At 74.5% G+C, this 19,421-nt stretch carries 9 protein-coding genes; 6 read left to right on the top strand and 3 right to left on the bottom strand.

What is annotated here, in order from left to right; all coding sequences use genetic code 11:
• The first annotated feature begins 19 nt into the window (after positions 1-19).
• Positions 20-838 (top strand): NUDIX hydrolase, encoded by an 819-nt coding sequence (locus G339_RS0123660; protein ID WP_019633545.1) that lies wholly within the window; start codon positions 20-22, stop codon positions 836-838.
• Positions 835-1,746: an MBL fold metallo-hydrolase gene (locus tag G339_RS0123655; protein ID WP_019633544.1), complete on the top strand. Its 912-nt coding sequence runs from the start codon at positions 835-837 to the stop codon at positions 1,744-1,746. The genes G339_RS0123660 and G339_RS0123655 overlap by 4 nt, the downstream gene beginning before the upstream one ends.
• A gap of 6 nt (positions 1,747-1,752) precedes the next feature.
• On the opposite strand, the gene G339_RS0123650 is transcribed toward G339_RS0123655, so the two are convergent.
• Entirely contained in the window at positions 1,753-2,439 is a 687-nt protein-coding gene (locus G339_RS0123650) for a Crp/Fnr family transcriptional regulator (protein WP_019633543.1), read from the bottom strand.
• Positions 2,440-2,941: 502 nt separating this feature from the next.
• Here G339_RS0123650 and G339_RS40590 point away from each other — a divergent pair.
• Both G339_RS40590 and G339_RS37065 read left to right on the top strand, forming a co-directional pair.
• Positions 2,942-8,485 carry a molybdopterin-dependent oxidoreductase gene (locus tag G339_RS40590; protein WP_019633542.1) on the top strand — a complete coding sequence of 1,848 codons (5,544 nt, stop codon included), beginning with the start codon at positions 2,942-2,944 and terminating at the stop codon, positions 8,483-8,485.
• Between the two features lie 224 nt (positions 8,486-8,709).
• The gene (locus G339_RS37065; protein ID WP_019633541.1) at positions 8,710-14,070 is read left to right on the top strand and encodes a CDP-glycerol glycerophosphotransferase family protein; all 5,361 of its coding nucleotides are present in this window, start codon (positions 8,710-8,712) and stop codon (positions 14,068-14,070) included.
• Between the two features lie 8 nt (positions 14,071-14,078).
• On the opposite strand, the gene G339_RS0123630 is transcribed toward G339_RS37065, so the two are convergent.
• Entirely contained in the window at positions 14,079-15,071 is a 993-nt protein-coding gene (locus tag G339_RS0123630) for a 2-hydroxyacid dehydrogenase (protein ID WP_019633540.1), read from the bottom strand.
• Between the two features lie 9 nt (positions 15,072-15,080).
• On the bottom strand, positions 15,081-17,591 hold the full coding sequence (locus tag G339_RS0123625) for a beta-glucosidase family protein (RefSeq protein WP_051107941.1): 2,511 nt from the start codon (positions 17,589-17,591) through the stop codon (positions 15,081-15,083).
• Positions 17,592-17,821: 230 nt separating this feature from the next.
• On the opposite strand from G339_RS0123625, the gene nth reads away from it, so the two are divergent.
• Positions 17,822-18,571: an endonuclease III gene (gene nth / locus G339_RS0123620; protein ID WP_084693386.1), complete on the top strand. Its 750-nt coding sequence runs from the start codon at positions 17,822-17,824 to the stop codon at positions 18,569-18,571.
• 44 nt (positions 18,572-18,615) lie between these two features.
• On the top strand, positions 18,616-19,266 hold the full coding sequence (locus tag G339_RS0123615; protein ID WP_033324122.1) for an NUDIX hydrolase: 651 nt from the start codon (positions 18,616-18,618) through the stop codon (positions 19,264-19,266).
• Positions 19,267-19,421: the final 155 nt, after the last annotated feature.

Genomic DNA, 19,421 nt, shown 5'->3' with positions numbered 1-19,421 from the left:
GCTGAGACTACCGGCGGAGATGCGCGGCCAGGTCGAGGACATCCTGTCCGGCCGGGTGCCGCCCGCGCCGCCCCGGCACGCCGCGACGGTCGTCGTCCTGCGCGACCACGAGCGGCACGGGCTGCAGGCGTTCATGCTGCGGCGCGTCTCGTCGATGGCGTTCGCGCCCGGCGCGTACGTGTTCCCCGGCGGTTCGGTGGACGCGCGCGACCGCGAGACCGACCTCGGCTGGGCCGGGCCGCCGCCCGCCGCGTGGGGCGAGGCGTTCCGCGCGGACGCGTCGCTGGCGCGCGAGCTGGTGTGCGCGGCGGTCCGGGAGACGTTCGAGGAGACGCTGGTCCTGCTGGCGGGGCCGTCGCCGAAGTCGGTCGTGGACGATACGCGCGGCGACGAGTGGGAGGCCGACCGGCGGGCCCTGCTGGACCGGTCCCAGTCGTTCGCGGAGTTCCTGGCGCGGCGCGGGCTCGTCCTGCGCTCGGACCTCCTGCGCCCCTGGACGCACTGGATCACCCCGGCCGTCGAGCCCAAGCGCTACGACACGCGGTTCTTCGTCGCCGCGATCCCCGAGGGCCAGCGCGCGCGGGACGTCTCGACGGAGGCGGACCGGGTCGCCTGGGTGCGTCCCGCCGAGGCCGCCGAGCGCGCGACGGCGGGCGAGTGGCTGATGCTGCCGCCGACGCTGACGACGCTCGCGGAGCTGGCGGAGTACGCGACGGTGGCGGACGTGCTGGCCGCGCGGCGCGAGATCGTCGTCCACGAGCCGCGGGCGGAGATCGTGGACGGCGTGCCCTATCTCGTCCTGCCGGAGGACGCGGGCCACCGGTACCCGGCGACGTGACGCGGCGGCGTCCGCTCGCGCACGCGCTCGCGCTGCGGCTGGCGGGCACGTCGGCGCTGCGCGGGCTGGAGCGGCTGGGCTGGAACCCGCTCCGCGCGCCGGGCGTGGAATCGGGCAGGATGGGGCGAATGAGCGAGATCGACGGGATGGGGACGGCGCGGGCGACCTGCCTGCTGGCCCCCAACCCCTCCATGATGACGCTGACGGGCACCAACACCTGGCTCGTCGCGGAACCCGGCGCGGACGAGGTCGTCGTCGTGGACCCCGGCCCCAAGGACCGCGTCCACCTGCGGCGGATCATGGACGCCGTGCGGGAGCGCGGGCAGCGCGTCGGCGCCGTCCTGCTCACCCACCGGCACCCCGACCACTCCGAGGGCGCGGGGGAGTTCGCCGCGATGGCGGGCGTCGGCGTGCGCGCGGTCGACCCGGCGCACCGGCTCGGCGACGAGGGGCTGGCCGAGGGGGACGTCGTCGCGGTCGGCGGCCTGGAGCTGCGCGTCCTGGCGATCCCCGGCCACACCGACGACTCCGTCGCGTTCTGGCTGCCCGCCGACGGCGCGGTGCTGACCGGCGACACCGTCCTCGGGCAGGGCACCCCGGTGCTGGACGGCGGCCTCGGCGACTACCTGCGGACGCTCGACCGGCTCCGCGCGCTCGTCGCCGACGAGGGCGTCGGCACGCTGCTCCCCGGCCACGGGCCGCTGCTGGACGACCCGGCGGGCGTCCTCGACCAGTACATCGCGCACCGCCGCGAGCGGCTCGCGCAGGTGGAGGCGGCCGTCGCCGCCGGGGCGACGACGGCACGGGAGGTCGTCGAGATCGTGTACCGCGACGTGGACCGCAAGCTGTGGCCCGTCGCGGAGTGGTCCGTCCAGGCGCAGCTCGACTACCTGGCCGAACGCGGCTGAGTCGGGTCAGCGCGACCGCTTGCGCAGCCGCTCGATGTCCAGGATGACGACGGCGCGCGCCTCGATCCGCAGCCAGTTGCGCTGCGCGAAGTCGGCCAGCGCCTTGTTGACCGTCTCGCGGGACGCGCCGACGAGCTGCGCCAGCTCCTCCTGCGTGAGGTCGTGGTGGACGTGCAGGCCCGCCTCGGACGGCTGCCCGAAGCGCTCGGCCAGGTCCAGCAGGGCCTTGGCGACGCGGCCGGGCACGTCGGTGAACACCAGGTCGGCCATGACGTCGTTGGTCTTGCGGAGCCGCTGCGCGAGCGCGCGCAGGAGCTGCACCGCGACCTCCGGGTGGCCGGTCAGCCAGGGGCGCAGGTCGTCGTGGCCGAGGCCGGCCAGGCGGCACTCGGTGACGGCGATGGCGCTGGCGGTGCGCGGCCGGGGATCGAACAGCGACAGCTCGCCGAACATCTCGCTCGGGCCGAGGACGCTCAGCAGGTTCTCCCGGCCGTCGGGGGCGGTCCGGGTCAGCTTGATCTTGCCCTCCAGGACGACGTAGAGCCGGTCGCCCGTCTCGCCCTCGTTGAACAGCGTCTGGCCGCGGGCGAGCCGGACCTCGGTCACGTTGGCGCGCAGCGCCTTGGCGCCCTGCTCGTCCAGCGCCTCGAACAACGGGGCCCTGCTCAGAACGTCCACGTCGCGGTCGGTCACGCTTCTCCTCCTCCAACACCTGCATACATAGTGTGACGTACGTCCCACCGCGTACGTGAAAGACCAGGGTCGCGGCGCGCCGCGGCTCCGTGGCGGAAGGGGGACTCCCGCCCGTCGGGACAACGCCGTCCCTGGGCCGTCAGGCACCGTGACCCCAGGTCACCAGTGTACGGACCTGCGGGTGAATGCAGTCACATCAGGGCTGATCGCCTGTTCGGGTAGGTAGGGGGTGGGTCGCGGATCACACCCAGACTGCGGGACGTAACGGCTTACTTCTGGACTAATCCGACAGATTTCGATCGCTTCGGGGCGGTGGAGCGCTCCACTCCTGAGCGTTCCCGGTCGGTGGGCGTTGCCGCTCGGGCTCCTCCTCACAACGGTCGGTCGCGCGCGTTGGGCAGATGTAACAAGCCGACTGTCTCATAAGTCACATTCGCGTAACAGCGGGTTCCTAATCTCCGTACCGGTTCGCGCCACGGGCGCGTGGGCGGGGGGAGGAACCGTGTCGGACGCCGTGCCCGGACGGGCTGCGACGACCGTGAGGACCGTGTGCTCGTACTGCGGCGTCGGCTGCGGGATGGTGCTGCACGTCGAGGCCGACCCCGCGACCGGGCGGCGGCGCGTCGTCCGGGCGGCCGGGGACCGCGCGCACCCGGCCAACTTCGGGCGGCTCTGCACCAAGGGCGCGACCAGCGCGGACATGCTCGCCGCGCCGGGGCGGCTCGGGACGGCGCTCGTCCGCGCGGACCGGGGCGGCGAGCCCGCGGCGGTCCGCGCGGACGAGGCGATAGCGCTCACCGCCGCCCGGCTGCGCGCGGTCCTGGACGAGCACGGGCCGGACGCGCTCGCGTTCTACGTCTCCGGCCAGATGACGCTGGAGGCGCAGTACCTCGCGAACAAACTGGCCAAGGGGTTCGTCCGGACGCCGAACATCGAGTCGAACTCGCGGCTGTGCATGGCGAGCGCGGGCACCGGTTACAAGCTGTCGCTCGGCGCGGACGGCCCGCCCGGCTCGTACCAGGACCTCGACCGGGCCGACCTGTTCCTCGTGGCCGGGGCGAACATGGCCGACTGCCATCCGATCCTGTTCCTGCGGCTGATGGACCGGGTGCGGGCCGGCGCGAAGCTCATCGTCGTCGACCCCCGGCGCACGGCCACCGCCGAGAAGGCCGACCTGTTCCTCCAGCTCCGGCCCGGGACGGACGTCGCGCTGCTGAACGGGCTGCTGCACCTGCTCGCGGAGTCCGGCTCGATCGACGAGGCGTTCATCGCGGAGGCCACCGAGGGCTGGGACGAGTTGCCGGAGTTCCTGCGGGATTACACGCCGGACGCCGTCGCGTCGATCACCGGCGTTCCCGCGGACGACCTCCGGACAGCCGCACGCTGGATCGCCGAAAGTTCCGACTGGACGAGCCTGTGGACGATGGGCCTCAACCAGAGCACCCACGGCACCTGGAACACCAACGCGCTGTGCAACCTGCACCTCGCGACCGGGGCGATCTGCCGTCCGGGCAGCGGGCCGTTCTCGCTCACCGGCCAGCCGAACGCGATGGGCGGCCGCGAGATGGGGTACATGGGGCCGGGGCTGCCGGGGCAGCGCTCGGCGCTGGTCGACGCGGACCGCGCGTTCACCGAGGAGCGCTGGGGGCTCGCGCCCGGGACGCTGCGCGCGGAGGCGGGCGGCGGCACGATCGACATGTTCGCGCGGATGGCCGCCGGGGAGATCAAGGCGTGCTGGATCATCTGCACCAACCCGGTGGCATCGGTGGGGAACCGGCGGACGGTGATCGAGGGGCTGGAGGCCGCCGAGTTCGTCGTCGCCCAGGACGCGTTCGCCGACACCGAGACCAACGCCTACGCCGACGTCGTGCTGCCCGCCGCGCTGTGGTCCGAGGCGGACGGCGTGATGATCAACTCCGAGCGGAACCTGACGCTCGCCCGGCGGGCCGCCGACGCGCCGGGCGACGCGCTGCCGGACTGGCGGATCATCGCGCGCGTCGCCGCAGAGATGGGGTTCGCTGACGCGTTCTCGTATTCGTCCGCCGAGGAGGTCTTCGAGGAGATCAAGGCTTTCCACAACCCCGCGACCGGTTACGACCTGCGCGGAGTGACGTACGAGCGGCTGCGGTCCACGCCGGTGCAGTGGCCCAGCGCGTCTGTTGAGGGAGATGACCGGAACCCGATCCGGTACGTCCCGCCGGGCGGCGGCCGTCCCCGGTTCCCGACCGCGAGCGGGCGGGCGCGGTTCTTCGCGCGGCCGCACCTGCCGCCCGCCGAGATGCCCGACGACGACTATCCGTTCCTGCTCAACACCGGGCGCGTCCAGCACCAGTGGCACACGCTGACCAAGACGGGCCGGGTCGCGAAGCTCAACAAGCTCAACCCGGGGCCGTTCGTGGAACTCCACCCGGACGACGCCCGCGCGCTCGGCGTCGCGGACGGCGACTCCGTGGAGGTCGCGTCCCGGCGCGGCCGCGCGGTACTGCCCGCTTCTGTCACCGACCGGGTGCGGCCGGGGTCGTGTTTCGCGCCGTTCCACTGGAACGACCTGTTCGGGGAGTACCTCAGCGTGAACGCGGTGACGAGCGACGCGGTGGACCCGCTGTCGCTTCAGCCGGAGCTCAAGGTGTGCGCGGTGTCGCTGACGAAGGTCCACACCACGCCTGCGGCGGCTGCGCCCGCTGTGTCCATCCCCGCGGGACCTCCGCTTGCCGGGGCCGAATCCGGTGTGTCCGCGCCCACTTCGCCCGCGCCAACTGCGTCCGGTTCCACTGATGGCGCGCGCGGTGCGTCCGTGCCGGGTGCGTTCACGCCCGGCGGGGCCGCTTTTTCGCCTGCGTTGGCTGAGCCCGCCGCTCGGTCCAGCCTCACCGGGCCTGCGCCCGCCGGGTCCGCGTCCGGGAAGTCCGCGCCTGCTCCGCCCGGACCGGCTGGGCCCGTGTCCGCCGGACCTGTGTCTGATCAATCTGCGGCCGCCTCGTCCACGCATGCCGCGTCCGCTGATGACGCGCGCGGTGCGTCCGTGCTGGGGGCGTCCGCGCCCGGCGGGGATGCTTTCTCGGCTGCGTCCGCTGAGCCCGCCGCTGGGTCAGCGTCTGAGTTCGCTTCTGGCGGCGCTGCGTCTGCTGCGGCCGGGACTGCTGAGTCTGCGGGCGGTGCGTCTGCTGCGCCCGCGCGCGGCTCGTCCGAAACGACCGCGTCCGTGGCGGCGGCTCGCGCCGCGTCCGGTGCGGGGAGCGGGGCGGCCGGGTGGGAGGGCGCGGTTGCGGCGGTCGGTGACGCGCTCGGGGTTCGCGCGGCGGACGTTCCTGACCTGACGTCGGTCGAGTCGCGGTATTTGGCCGGGTTCCTGCGGGGACTCGAATCGGTGCCCGGGCCGGGGGCGGTGCCGGTGCTGCCTGCTCCCGCGCCGCTCGACGCGGATCGCGCGCTGTTCGTGAACGGCCTGCTCGCCGGGGCGTTCTCCCGCGTGCCGGGGGCCGGGACGTCCGGCGGCGCGGACGGTTCGCACGCTGGGAATGCGCCGTCCGGCGGCGCGGACGGGGGTGCGTCGTCCGGTGGCGCGGGTGCGCTGCCTGCGCGGGAGGTCGGGAAGAACGCGTTGCCGAGGCGCGATGCGCCGTCCGGTGATGCGGGCGCTGTGCCCAACGCGGACGCGTCCGGCGGCGCGGGCGTCGCGTCAACGGGTGCTGCGTTGTTCGGCGGGGCGGGCGTCGCGTCAACGGGTGCTGCGTTGTTCGGCGGCGCGGGGGCCGTGCCTGGGGCGGATCTCGGCGAGGGCACGGTGCCGACGCGTGATGCGTCGCGCGCCGGGCTCGGCGCCGCGGCTGATGGGGCCGCGGGTGGCGGGCCGGGTGGAAGGGCCGGCGCGGCCGGGCGGGAGGTCGTCGTGCTGTGGGCGTCGCAGACCGGGACCGCCGAGGAGGTCGCTGCGGACGCTGCGGCGCGGTTGGCGGGGGCCGGGTGGGTGCCGCGCGCGGTCGCGATGGACGACTGCGCGCCGGACGTCCTCGCCGGGGACGCGCCGGTCGTCGTCCTCACCAGCACGTTCGGCGACGGGGACGCACCCGACAACGGCGCCGCGCTCTGGGATGCGCTCGCGGACGCCGGCCACCCGCCGCTCCCCGGCCTGCGCTACGCCGTGCTGGCGTTCGGCGATTCCAGCTACGGCGACTTCTGCGGCCACGGCCGCCGCCTCGACGAACGCCTCGCCGAACTCGGCGGCACCCGCCTGCTCCCGCGCGCCGACTGCGAACCGGACTACGAGCAGGTCGCGGACATGTGGCTGGACCGTCTCGTCCACACCTTGGGCGATACCGCGCCGGACGGCCCGGACGTCAGCGCCGAGAGCGAGCACGCACCTCGCGCGAGGGCAGGCGCGAGCAAGCCGAATGCCAGCGCGACTGCACAGGATGCGCGCACGGACGAGCGTCCGGGTGAACCGGAGGTGAGCGCGAGTAAGCCGGATGCCCGCGCGGAGGTGCGTGCGCCCGAGCCGAACGCGAGCGCGCATGAGCCGGGCATGAGCGCGCGTGAACCGGATGCGCGCGCGAAGACGAGCGGGCGTGCGTCGGGTCTGAGCGCAAATAAGGCGGCTGCTCGCGCGGACGTGTGCGCGTCTGAGCCGGATGTACGCGCGAAGGTGAGCGGGCGTGAGCCAGATGTGAGCGCGGATGCGCCGGATGTCCGAGCGCGTGAGCCGGACGTGAGCGCGGAGGCGAACTCGAGTAAGCCGGATGCCCACGCGGAGGGACGCGGGTCGGATGTGAGCGCGCGTGGGTCGAGCGTAAGTGTGTGGGGGAGCGCGCGGGAACCGGGTGCGAGCGCCCACAGGGCTGCGCGTGGGTCGGGCGTGAGGGCGCGTGAGCTGGACGCCGCCGCGCAGGTGAGCGCGGGTGAGTCGGATGTAGGCGTGCGGCGGCGGGTTTTCACCAAGGCGCAGCCGTTCGCGACGCGGCTCGTGGCGAATCGTCTGCTCAGCTTCCCAGGGGCGGCCAAGGAGGTCCGCGAGTTCACGTTCTCCACCGGTGGCGGCGCGCTGGAGTACGAGGTCGGGGACGCGCTCGGCGTCTGGCCCGTCAACGCGCCCGAGCTCGTCGCGGAGTGGCTGGAGGTGACGGGCGTCGATCCGGCGGCGCCCGTGGTGCTGGCGGACGGCTCGGCGTCGTCGTTCCGCGAAACGCTCGAAACCCGCCTGGAGATCGCCCGCCTCACCCCGAAACTGCTGCGCTTCGCGCTCGACCGCACCGGTGACCGCGAGCTGAAACGCCTGCTGCGCCCCGACAACACCGACGAGCTGGCGAAGTGGACGTTCGGGCGGCAGGCCGTGGACGTCCCGCGCCTGTTCGACCTGGCCGCGTCCGCGCAGGACTGGGCGGGCCTGCTGCGGCCGCTCCAGCCCAGGCAGTACTCGATCTCGTCCAGCCCGCGCGCGGAGCCGGACGCCGTCCGGCTGACGGTGTCGGTGATCCGCTACGAGGGCGAGAACGGTCGGCCGCGCGGCGGCGTCTGCTCGACGTACCTCGCGGACCGGGCGGAGAAGGACGACGTCCGCGTGTACGTCCAGCGCGCCCCGCATTTCCGGCCGCCCGCGGACCCGGATACGCCGGCGATCATGATCGGCCCGGGGACGGGCGTCGCGCCGTTCCTCGGTTTCCTCGCCGAACGCCGCGCGGCGGGCGCGTCCGGCGGCAACTGGCTGTTCTTCGGCGAGCAGCGCCGCGCGACGGACCACTACTACCGCGACGAACTGGACGCCTTCCGCGCCGACGGCGTCCTCACCCGCCTCGACCTGGCGTTCTCCCGCGACCAGCGCGCGAAGGTGTACGTGCAGGACCGGATGCGCGAGCACGGCGCGCGGGTATGGGAGTGGCTGGACGGCGGCGCGCACGTCTACGTCTGCGGCGACGCGGCCCGGATGGCGAAGGACGTCGACGCGGCGCTCCGCGAGATCGTCGCGACGCACGGCGGCCTCGACGCGGACGCGGCCGCCGGATACGTCAAACGGCTGGCCGCCGAGAAACGCTACGTCCGCGACGTCTACTGACGTTCGGGCGGGAGCGCCGCGCTTCCTGCGGGTTCGGCGGGCGGCGGGCCGGGCGCGCGCGGTCAAGTCTGGGCAACGGGGCGTCCACGCTTGCGTTTTCGCGCTGAGACGGTCATGGCCCTGCTCCGAGTCTGTCCGGGTGGGCGGCGTGGGGCGCGCGGGACGGAGCGCGCCCGGCCGGGGCGCCGCCGGAACCCGTCCGCCTTCCCGAGGAGTCCGTGGAAATGGCACCCGTGCTCAGCGTCGTCGTCCCCATCTTCAAGGTCGAGGACTATCTGGAGGAGTGCCTGGCGTCGCTGGCGGCACAGACCCTGACCGACATCGAGGTCGTCATGGTCGACGACGGCTCGCCCGACGGCAGCGCGGTGATCGCGAAGGCGTTCGCCGACCGGGACGCGCGGTTCAAGTTCGTCCAGCAGGACAACCAGGGGATGGGCGCGGCCCGCAACACCGGGGTCAAGCACGCGACTGGAACGTTCCTGGCGTTCGCCGACAGCGACGACATCGTCCCCTTCTACGCCTATGAGCGAATGGTCGGGACGCTGCGCCGCACCGGTTCCGACATGGTGTGCGGCGGCATCGAGCAGTTCGACTCGCGCCGGTCGTTCCGCGCCCGGTTCCCGCTGGACGCGCTGCGCACGACCCGGCTGCGGACGCACGTCACCCGCGACGAGGCGCTGCTGCGCGACCGCACCGTGTGGAACAAGGTGATCCGCCGGTCCTTCTGGGAGAACAGCGGCATCGAGTTCCCCGCCGGGGCGTACGAGGACATCCCGGTCGCCGTGTCCGCGCACGTCCTCGCCGCGAGCGTGGACGTCCTCAGCGACATCCTGTACTGCTACCGCAAGCGCGAGGATGCCGAGCGGTCCGTCACGCAGCGCCGCACCGAGGCGTCCAACCTGGAGGACCGCCTCGCCGCCGCCCGGCGCATCGTCCGGTTCCTCGACGAGCACGCGCCCGCGCTGCGCGTCCCGTACGAGCTGAGCGTCCTGGACGACGACCTGCTGCTGTTCGTGGACGAGGCCGAGGACGGCGACGACGCCTACCGCGAACGGCTGTGCCGCCTCGTCGGCGACCACGTGCGCGGCGTCGACCCCGCGCTGCTGGACGAGCTGACGTCGCTGCAGCGGCTCAAGTACCACCTGGTCGCGGAGGGCCGGATCGCGGACCTCGTCACCGTCCTGGAGTACGAGCGCACCGGGCTGCCCGCCGCGCCCGCCGAGGTGCGCGGGCTCGTCCGCCGCCGCTGGTACGCGGGCCATCCGTTCCGGGACGACGAGTCGCGCGGTTATCCACAGCGCCTCTACGACATCACCGACGAGCTGCGGCTCGAAGCGCGCATCGACGAGATCGTGTGGGTCGGGGACCGGCTGCGCGTCGCGGGGCACGCCTACGTCCCGTACCTGGACATGGCGCTGGCGGACGGCATCGACGTGTGGCTGGAGCGGGCCGGGTCGTCGCGCCGCCGCACGTTGACGGTTTCGCGCGTGCCCGCACCGCACGTCACGGCCGAGTCCGGGCAGGCGGCGGCCTGCTACGACGGGTCGGGGTTCGTGGTGGAGATCGACCCGACCGAGTTCTTCGACGCGTCCGCCCGCAAGGTCGACTGGCGGCTGCACGCGGCCGTCCGCACCGGTGCCGGGCGGGACCGGATCACCGTCTCGGGACCGGTCGGCGGCTGCGGGCCGTCCGCGCACTGGCCGCGCTACCGGGACCTGTTCGACGGGGTGCGCGTCCAGCTCGTCCAGAGCGGCGACGGGGTGGCGCTGCGCCTCCGCCGCCCCGACGCGATGGTCACCGGGCAGGGGCCGGACGGCGACGGCGTCGAGATCGCCGGCTGGGTCGCGCGGCCCACCGGCGACGACGACGCGGTCGTGGTGTCCTGCCGGGAGCGCGGCACCGCCGGTCGGCTGCCGGTGCGCTACGGCGAGCCCGGCGCGGACGGCCGCACGCCGTTCCGGTTCCGCCTCACCGCCGCCGACCTCGGGACGGGGCCGGGGCTGCCGTCGTCCGGGCCCGCGTTCGCCGGGCGGCTCCACCACGACCTGTCGCTGCAGGTCGGCGACGCGCGGGTGCGGCTGCCCGCCGCCGACGGGTTCGCGGGGCTCGCGCACGCGGGCGTCGTCCTGGACCGGACGCGCTACGGGAACCTCACGGCGACGGCCGAGCCGGGGCTGTACCTGACGGGCGTGCGCTGGGACGGGGACGCGCTGGTCGTCTCGGCACTGCCCGTGGGCGACGGCCTGCGCCCGGACCGCCTCGAACTCCGCAACCGCCGCACGGGCACCCGGCACACGGTGCCGCTGGCGTTCCCGGCGGAGGAACTGGCGCAGATCATGGGCTCCGACGAGGGCGGCGCGCTGCCCTCCGCGCCCGGCGCGGCGTCCGCGGTTAGCGCTGCGGCAACGGACTCCGCGCCGGATGACGCGGACGCGGTGAAGAACGGCGGGGCCCTGGCCACGAGCCCCGAAACCGGCGCGGCGGGCGGATGCTGCGCGGACGCGGTGCGGAGCGGTGACGCGTTGAGCGCGGCCGGCAATGCGGATAGCGCGGGCAGCGGGTGCTGCGCGGGCGCGGTGAAGAGCGGCGACGCTCCGAACGCCGCAGACGCCGAGGAGGGCGCGGACGCTCTCGCGGCGGACGGCTGCTGCGGCGGCGATCCCGCGCGGACGGGGGCGAAGCGCGGCAGCGCGCCGACGGCGGCCAAGGGTGGTACTGCCGCGAGCCGCCAGGCCGGCGCGAAGCGCGGCGCGAAGGCTGGTGCGAACGGCAGCACGGCGGCTGGAGCGAAGACGAACGCGGGAACAGGCGCGAAGACCGACGCGAAGACCGACGCGAAGACCGACGCGAAGACCGACGCACAGGCTGACACGCAGGCTGGCGCGGCGGCTGGAGCGGCGGCCGACACGAAGGTTGGCGAGCAGGTCGACGCGAAGTTCGGCGTGAAGGGTGACGCGAAGCCCGGCGCGAAGGCCGGCGTGAAGGGTGACGCGAAGCCCGGTCTGAGAGGCGACGCGAAGGGTGACACGGAGTCCGGCGCGCAGGGCGATGCGAAGTCCGGCGCGCAGGGCAATGCGCTGTCCGGCGCGAAGTCCGGCGCGAAGTCCGGCGCGAAGTCCGGCGCGAAGTCCGGCGCGGAGGTCGAAGCGGAGTCCGGTGCGGAGGTCGAAGCGGCGGTCAGTGCGGCGGCCGATGCGGAGGCTGGCGGGCTGGTCGGAGAGTCGGGTGGCGCGCGGGGCGCGGCGTCGCGCAAGGGTAAGGCGGCGCGGGGCGGCGGGAAGAGCGTGCGGAGCGCCGCCGGGGGGTCCGGCGGAGTGCGCGCGGATGCCGGTGAGGAGCGCGTCGGGGCGGGCGAGGTCGCGACGGCCACGGCGAGTGCGGTGATCGTCAGTGCGCCGCGTACTGCTCCCGACAACACCGCCGAGTCTGTGAAGAGCGGGGTCGGCAGCGCGTCGGCTCGCGCGCGGGGAGCCGCTTCCGGCGGCGGGACGAACAGCTCAGGGAGCAACGCGAAGGGCAACGAGCCGGGTGGCTCGGCGAAGGACGGTGGCGAGGCCGCGACCGGCAAGGCGCGGGCGAACGCCAAGAAGGCGCCCGGCGGCGGGCCTGCCGAGCAGGGCGCCGAGGACCCGAAGGGCGCCGTGTCGGGGGCTCCCGCCCAGCGCCGCGCGTCCGACGAGACGCCCGCCAAGCAGAAGCCCGGCGCGCCGGGCAGCGTGCAGACCCGCAAGGCGGGCACCGCGTCGCCGGGCGACGTGCGCGTCGCCGCCGCGCGCAACGCCTCGGTGAGCACGCTCCCGAACGTCCCCGCCACCGGGATCACCGGCACCGAACCAAAGCACGTCGGCTCAGGCAGCACGTCCAGCCGCAGTAGTTCCGTTCGCGCCGAGTCCCCGAGCACCGGAATTCTCGACGCCGAGACGGAAGACCTCGGTTTGGGCCGTCTCAGGCCCGGCCGCGCCGACTCCGCACGGTCGGCGTCCGCGAGCACGGGAACCCCCGACGCGGAATCGGAGGACGTCGGCCTGGGCCGTATCCCATCCAGCCGCGCTGCTGCCACTCGCACCGAGTCCGGCAGTACCGCCGAGTCCGCGCGGACCGCGTCCGAGCGTGCCGCTGTCGCCGAGGGCGCGGTCGGGAGCGGTGACCTCGGCCGGGCCGACGCGGCGGCGGTCGCGCGGGTCGGAGAGGGGCTGCGGGAGGCCCGTTTCCGGCCGGACGCCGTCGTGCCCGGCGACGAGTCGCCGCTGTCGGCCGGAACGTGGGACATCGGCGCGGCCGCGGGAACCGACCGGTGCGCCGTCTTCGCGACGCGCGACTGCCTCACCACGCTGCCGCGTCCGCGCGAGGCCGCCGGGCAGCGGTTCGTCCTGCGGCCGACGCGCGGCGGCGCGGGCGTGCGGCTCGGCGTCCGGCCCGCCTGGCACGACGACGAGGACGGCCCGTACGCCAAGCGCGTCCTCCGCGAGCGGCACTACCCGGCGTTCCTGCGCCGGAGCGTCCGCGACCTGGTCGTCTTCGAGAGCTACTTCGGCGGCGCGTACGCGTGCAACCCGAAGGCGATCTACGAGGAGTTCGTGCGCCGCGACACCGGCATGGAGCTGGTGTGGGCGGTCGGCGACGGGCGCTTCACGGTCCCGGGCGGCCGCACCGTCCGGCGGCTGGGCCGCGAGTACTGGGAGCTGGTCGCGCAGGCCCGCTTCGTCGTCAACAACGCGTACCAGCCGGAGGGCTACCGCCCCCGGAAGGGCCAGCTCTACCTGCAGACCTGGCACGGGACGCCGATCAAGAACGTCGGGTACGAGACCCGCTGGGAGGCGTTGGACCGCCGCGACCAGCAGCGGCGCATGATGGCGGCGGACGCGGCGGCGTGGGGCCTGCTGCTGTCGCAGAACCCGTTCAGCACGGAGACGCTGGCGCGCGCATTCCGCTACGACGGCGAGATCCTGGAGACGGGCTACCCGCGCAACGACCTCGCGCACGGTCCGGACGCGCCGCGGATCAGGGAGCGGGTCCGCGAGCGCCTGGGCATCCCGGCGGGCCGCCGCGTGGTGCTGTACGCGCCGACGTGGCGGGACCAGCTCCGCAGCGCGCGGCACGGCTCGGCGCGGCACCGCCTCGGGCTGGACTTCGAGCGCGCGGCCGGGGCGCTGGCCGAGGACACCGTCGTCCTGCTGCGTCCGCACCGGCTCCTCGACGTGCCCGCGCCGCGCAACCTCGGAAACTTCGTCGTCGACGTCGCCGGATACCCGGACGTGACGGAGCTGTTCCTCGCCGCGGACGCGCTCGTCACCGACTACTCGTCGCTGATGTGCGACTTCGCGGGTCTCCGCAAGCCGATCCTGCTGTTCGCACCGGACCTGGAGGAATACCGCGACCAGGTCCGCGGCTTCGCGCACGACCTCACCGAGCGCGCGCCGGGCCCGCTGCTGCGCACGTCGGACGAGCTGATCGAGGCGCTGGAGGGCTTCGACGACGTCGCGGCCGAGTCGGCGGCGGCGCTCACCGACTTCGCCGAGGCGTTCTGCCCGCACGACGACGGCAAGGTCGCCGAGCGCGTCGTGGACCACCTCATCAACCGGTAGGCGGCGGGTCAGCGGCGGCGGATCACCGGGTCCAGCCCGTTGACGACGCCGCTGACCGGCTCGCCCCGCACGGCCGCGGCGACGTTGTCGATGACCTTCCCGATGATCGAGGACTGGGCCTCGGCGGTGGCGCCCGCGACGTGCGGGGACAGCAGGACGTTGTCGTGGCGGCGCAGCGGCGAGTCGGCGGGCGCGGGCTCGGCGGCGAACACGTCGAGCGCCGCGCCGCCGAGCGCGCCGGAGTCGAGGGCGGCGGCGAGCGCGTCCTCGTCCACGAGCCCGCCGCGCGCGACGTTGACCAGCAGCGCGCGCGGCTTCATCCGGGCGATGCGGGCCGCGTCGAACAGCCCGGCGGTGTCGGCCGTCAGCGGGACGGCGAGCACGATCACGTCGGACGCCGCGACGAGTTCGTCGAGCGGGAGGTACGCGGCGACGGCCTGTTCGCGGGGCGTCCGCGTCCAGTAGGCGACGTCCGCGCCGAGCGCGGTGAACAGCTCCGCGGCGCGGACGCCGATCGCGCCGTACCCGACGATGCCGATCCGCAGCGCGTGGATCTCGCGGGTGCCGCGCGCGAGGACCTCGTTCTGCGGCCAGTCGCCCGCGCGGACGCGCCGGTCCGCCCACGCGAGCTGGCGGCACAGCGCGAACGTCGCGCCGACCGCCCATTCGGCGACGGCGCGGGCGTTGGCCCCGGCGGTGTTCGCGACGGGGACGCCCGCCTCGGTGAGCGCCTTGAGGTCCACGCCGTCCACGCCGACCTGCGGCATCTGCACGAACGCCAGCTTCGGCGCGGCCGCGACGGCCGCCTCGTCCAGCGCGAGCGCGCCGGTGAAGTCGCCGATCACCACGTCCGCGTCGGCGAGCGCGGCGTGCAGCCCGGCGGCGTCGCGCGTCTCGGGCACGGTCAGCTCGGCCGCGCCGCCGAGCGGGTCGACGAGCGCCCGCAGCAGCGCGATGTCCAGCGGTGGCAGCGCGAGGACGCGCCAGGTCCCGGAAGTCATGCCCGGATACTACGCACGCGGATCGGTGACCTCGACGGCCGTGCGGAGCGGGAGGTCCGCGACGCTTGTCCCGATATGGAACTCGTAGATTCCGGGTTCGGTCCACCAGCCGTCCCGCCAGACCGCGAGGCCGCGCGGCCGGACGTCCACGGTGACGCGCCGCCGCTCGCCCGCGTCCAGCCGGACGGCCGCGAAGCCGACCAGCCAGCGGACGGGCCGGTCCACCGCGCTCGCCGCGCGGGACGCGTAGACCTGCACCACCTGCTTGCCGGAGCGTTTCCCGGTGTTCTCGACGGTCAGCGCCACCGGGACCGGGTCGCCCGCCGGGACGCTCGCGGGCGCGGCCGCGTCCCGCAGGTCCCACGTCGTGTACCCGAGGCCGTGCCCGAACGGGTACGCGGGGACGGCCCCCGCGCGCAGCCAGCCCCGGTGCCCGACGTGGACGCCCTCCGCGTAGACGAGCTCGCCGTTCTCCGGGACGGACGACGCCACCGGCACCGACGCCTCGTCCGCGGGCCACGTCGTGGGCAGGCGGCCGCCGGGCTCGCGGTCGCCCGCGAGGACGTCCGCGACCGCGTCGCCCATCTCCTGGCCGCCGAACCAGGAGACCAGCACGGCCGCGACGTCGTCCCGCCACGGCGTCAGCACCGGGCTGCCCGCGTTCACGACGACGACCGTGCGCGGGTTCGCGGCGGCGACGGCCGCGACGAGGTCGTCCTGGCGGCCGGGGAGCGCGAGCGTCGTCCGGTCGGCGCCCTCGCTCTCGGCCGCCTCGCTCGTCCCGACGACCACGACGGCGGCCTCGGCTCCGCGCGCTGTTTCCACTGCTTCCGCGAGCAGCGCGTCGGGGTCGGCGGTGTGCGGGGCGGTGCCGAGCGTCAGCGCGAACGTGCCGGGGATGAACGTCCGCCGGACGGTGCAGACGACCTTGATTTCGCATGTTTCTGCGGGGGCGGGCGCGGTGGCGGCGGGCGGGTCGAGCAGCGCCGACGCGATGTCGCCGCCCTCCGGGGCGAGTTCGGCGTCGATGACGCGGGTTCCGTCGACGTCCACCGTCACCGCGCCGACGCACGCGACGGCCAGCGGGTCCGCGCCGCCTGGCGCGAGACGGGTGCGCAGCTCCAGCGTCGCCGCGCCGTTGGGCAGGTCGCCGAGCCACACGAGCGCGGTCGCGCGGCGGACCTCGTCGCGCAGCACCGCGCCGTCCGCGTCGCGGATCGTCACGCGGACGCCCCGGCCGCCCTCGACGGGGTCGGTCAGCCGGTCGAGCGGCAGCGGCAGGACGCCGTGCGGGGACGGGACGCCGTTGCGGTGGACGAACTCGGCGCCGGGGAACCGCGCCCGCAGGCCCCCGACCGGGGACACGACGCGCTCGGGCAGCACGGTGGCGCTTCCGCCGCCCTGCGTGCGGGGGACCAGCGCGTTCGGGCCCAGCACGGCGATCGACCGGGGCGGGGTCGTCCACGGCAGCTCGCCGCGGTTGACGAGCAGGACCATGCCTTCGGCGGCGAGTTTCCGCACAGCGGCGATCGGATCGCCGTCCGCCGGACCGGGCCTACCGCCCGCGCCGGTCGGCTCGGCCACAGCCGACCCGCCGGGCGCACCGCCCGGGGCCGGACGGGACGCGTGCGAATCATCAACCGCCGGGTGGAAGGTGCTCGAGCCGTCGAGTGCGCCGACGCGGGAGGCGAGGCGCAGGAGGCGGGCGACCTTCTCGTCGACCGCCGTCTCGGGGACTCGCCCCGCGCGGACCGCCTCGACCAGCGCGTCGCCCCAGGGCCCGCGCGGGCCGGGCATCACCAGGTCCTGCGCGGCGCGGGCGGCCGCGTCCGTCGTGCGGACGGCCGTCCAGTCGGAGACGACGACGCCGTCGAACCCCCAGTCGGTCTTCAGCGGGTCGCGCAGCAGCGGGCTCTCGCTCATCGTCGTCCCGTTGACCGCGTTGTACGCCGACATCACCGCCCACGCGCGCGCTTCGACCACGGCGTCCTCGAACGCGGCCAAATAGACCTCGCGCAGCGTCCGGTCGTCGATCCGGGAGCTGGCGGTGTAGCGCTCGGTCTCGTACTCGTTGCCGACGTAGTGCTTCGGGCACGCCGCGACGCCGTGCGCCTGGACGCCTTCGACGTACGCCGCCGCGAGCCGCGCCGTCAGCAGCGGGTCCTCCGACAGCGCCTCGAAGTGCCGCCCGCCGTACGGCGACCGGTGCAGGTTGATCGTCGGCCCGAGCACGACGGCGACGCCCTTGCGCCGAGCCTCCGCCCCGACCAACTCCCCGTAGACCCGGGCGAGCGCCACGTCCCATGTCGCGCCGAGCGCGCTCCCGGACGGCAGATTCAGCGACGGCTCCCGCTCGTCCCACCGAGCCCCGCGCACGCCCGCCGGCCCGTCGGACATCCGAACCGGCCGCAACCCGACCGAATCGTCCCCCGGCAGCGACCAGAAGTCCGCCCCGGTCAGCAATCGGACCTTGGCCGTCAACCCGAGCCGCCCCACCAGGTCCTCTGGCCTGGACGCCATCCGCACTCCTCCCGGAACCGAGATCGTCCCTCCGACCCTAAGTACGCCCGCTCCCCGCCACCAGAACTTGACCCGGACGGAAACGTTCGCTCCACCGCCGCGGATAGTCATCCCGTGGAGCCCGCCGCACCAGGCCGGTCTGAAGACGCGGTCGGTGGCGTGGAGCCGGCGCCCCCAGTTCGTCCACCGGAACCGACGGCTCCCGTCCGCCCGGGTTCTACGCTGGAGGCATGGCGACCAAGGGAAGTTCCCAGCCGCGGGCGCGGAAGTTCGCGGACGAGACGCGGACGGGGCTGGTGCGGCGGGCGCGGAAGATGGACCGGATTCTGCAGGAGACGTACCCGGACGCGCACTGCGAGCTGGACTTCCAGAACCCGTTCCAGTTGCTCGTCGCGACGGTGCTGTCGGCGCAGACGACGGACGTCCGCGTCAACCTCACGACGCCCGGCCTGTTCGCCAAGTACCCGACGCCGGAGGACATGGCGGCGGCCAACCCCGAGGACCTGGAGCAGATCCTGCGGCCCACGGGGTTCTTCCGGGCGAAGACCAAGTCGGTGCTCGGCCTGTCGTCGGCGCTGGTCGACAGGTTCGGCGGGGAGGTGCCGCGCAAGCTCGACGATCTCGTCAAACTGCCGGGCGTCGGCCGCAAGACCGCCAACGTCGTCCTCGGCAACGCGTTCGGCGTGCCCGGGATCACCGTCGACACGCATTTCGGGCGGCTCGTCCGCCGGTTCGGGTGGACGGACGAGACCGAGCCCGAGAAGGTCGAGACCGTCGTCGCCGGCCTGTTCCCCCGCAAGGACTGGACGATGCTGTCGCACCGGCTGATCTGGCACGGGCGGCGGATCTGCCACGCGCGGCGGCCCGCGTGCGGTGCGTGCCCGCTGGCGAAGCTGTGCCCGTCGTACGGCACCGGCCCGGTGGACCACGACGAGGCGGCGAAGCTCGTCAAGACCGGCCCGCCGCCGAAGACCACCTGACGTCCGCCGGGAAGTTCCCCACCACCTCGGAGGTTGTTCTTCACGTGTCCGACGTTCCGGCTTGGCTCGACAGATTCCGTCGCGAGGCCCCGCGGCTGCGGGTGCCGCCCGTCCTGCGGCCCCCGGCGGGCGGCGGCCGTCCCGCGGCCGTCCTGATCCTGTTCGGCGAGGGGCCCGCCGGGCCGGACGTCCTGCTCACCGAGCGCGCCGCGACGCTCACCAAGCACGCCGGGCAGCCCGCGTTCCCCGGCGGGCGCATCGACCCCGGCGACGCCGGGCCCGTCGAGGCGGCGCTCCGCGAGGCGCAGGAGGAGGCGGGCGTCGTCCCGGACGGCGTCGACGTCATCGCGACGCTGCCCGAGCTGTACCTGGCGCACAGCGAGCACCGCGTCACGCCCGTCGCGGGCTGGTGGCGCGAGCCCTCGGACGTCGCGCCCGGCCATCCCGGCGAGGTCGCGACCGTCGCGCGGGTGCCCATCGCCGACCTGACCGACCCCGCGAACCGGACGATGGCGCGGCACCCGTCCGGCGTCTCCCTCGGCCCGGCGTTCAAGGTCGGCGGGATGTTCGTGTGGGGCTTCACCGCCGGGGTCCTCACCCAGGTCCTCGACGCGGGCGGCTGGAACCGGCCGTGGGACACCCGTCACATCGAGGACCTGCCCGCCGACAAACTGGACCTCGCTCGCCGCGCCTAGGGCGTGTCTCAAAGTGCCTTAGCCACAGCGCGAGTGCGTTGACTGGGTGGTGAAGCGAGCCGCCGGCCAGATCGCGCAGCGATGTCGCGCTCGCCAAGGCCCGGTTAGGTCCGAGCCGCCAGGCGAGGGCCGTAGGCCGGGACTTTGAAACACTG

This window comes from Actinomadura atramentaria DSM 43919 (assembly GCF_000381885.1).
In the GTDB taxonomy this organism is placed as follows: Bacteria; Actinomycetota; Actinomycetes; order Streptosporangiales; family Streptosporangiaceae; genus Spirillospora; species Spirillospora atramentaria.
The sequence above is the reverse complement of the archived record's forward strand: the minus strand, read 5'-3'. Positions and strand labels throughout refer to the sequence as shown.

Bases quoted from the DNA above. Each gene is read 5' to 3' on its own strand.
- G339_RS0123660 (WP_019633545.1), top strand. From the start codon at position 20: ATGCGCGGCCAGGTCGAGGACATCCTGTCCGGCCGGGTGCCGCCCGCG.
- G339_RS37065 (WP_019633541.1), top strand. From the start codon at position 8,710: ATGGCACCCGTGCTCAGCGTCGTCGTCCCCATCTTCAAGGTCGAGGAC.
- G339_RS0123630 (WP_019633540.1), bottom strand. From the start codon at position 15,071: ATGACTTCCGGGACCTGGCGCGTCCTCGCGCTGCCACCGCTGGACATC.
- G339_RS0123625 (WP_051107941.1), bottom strand. From the start codon at position 17,591: ATGGCGTCCAGGCCAGAGGACCTGGTGGGGCGGCTCGGGTTGACGGCC.
- nth (WP_084693386.1), top strand. From the start codon at position 17,822: ATGGCGACCAAGGGAAGTTCCCAGCCGCGGGCGCGGAAGTTCGCGGAC.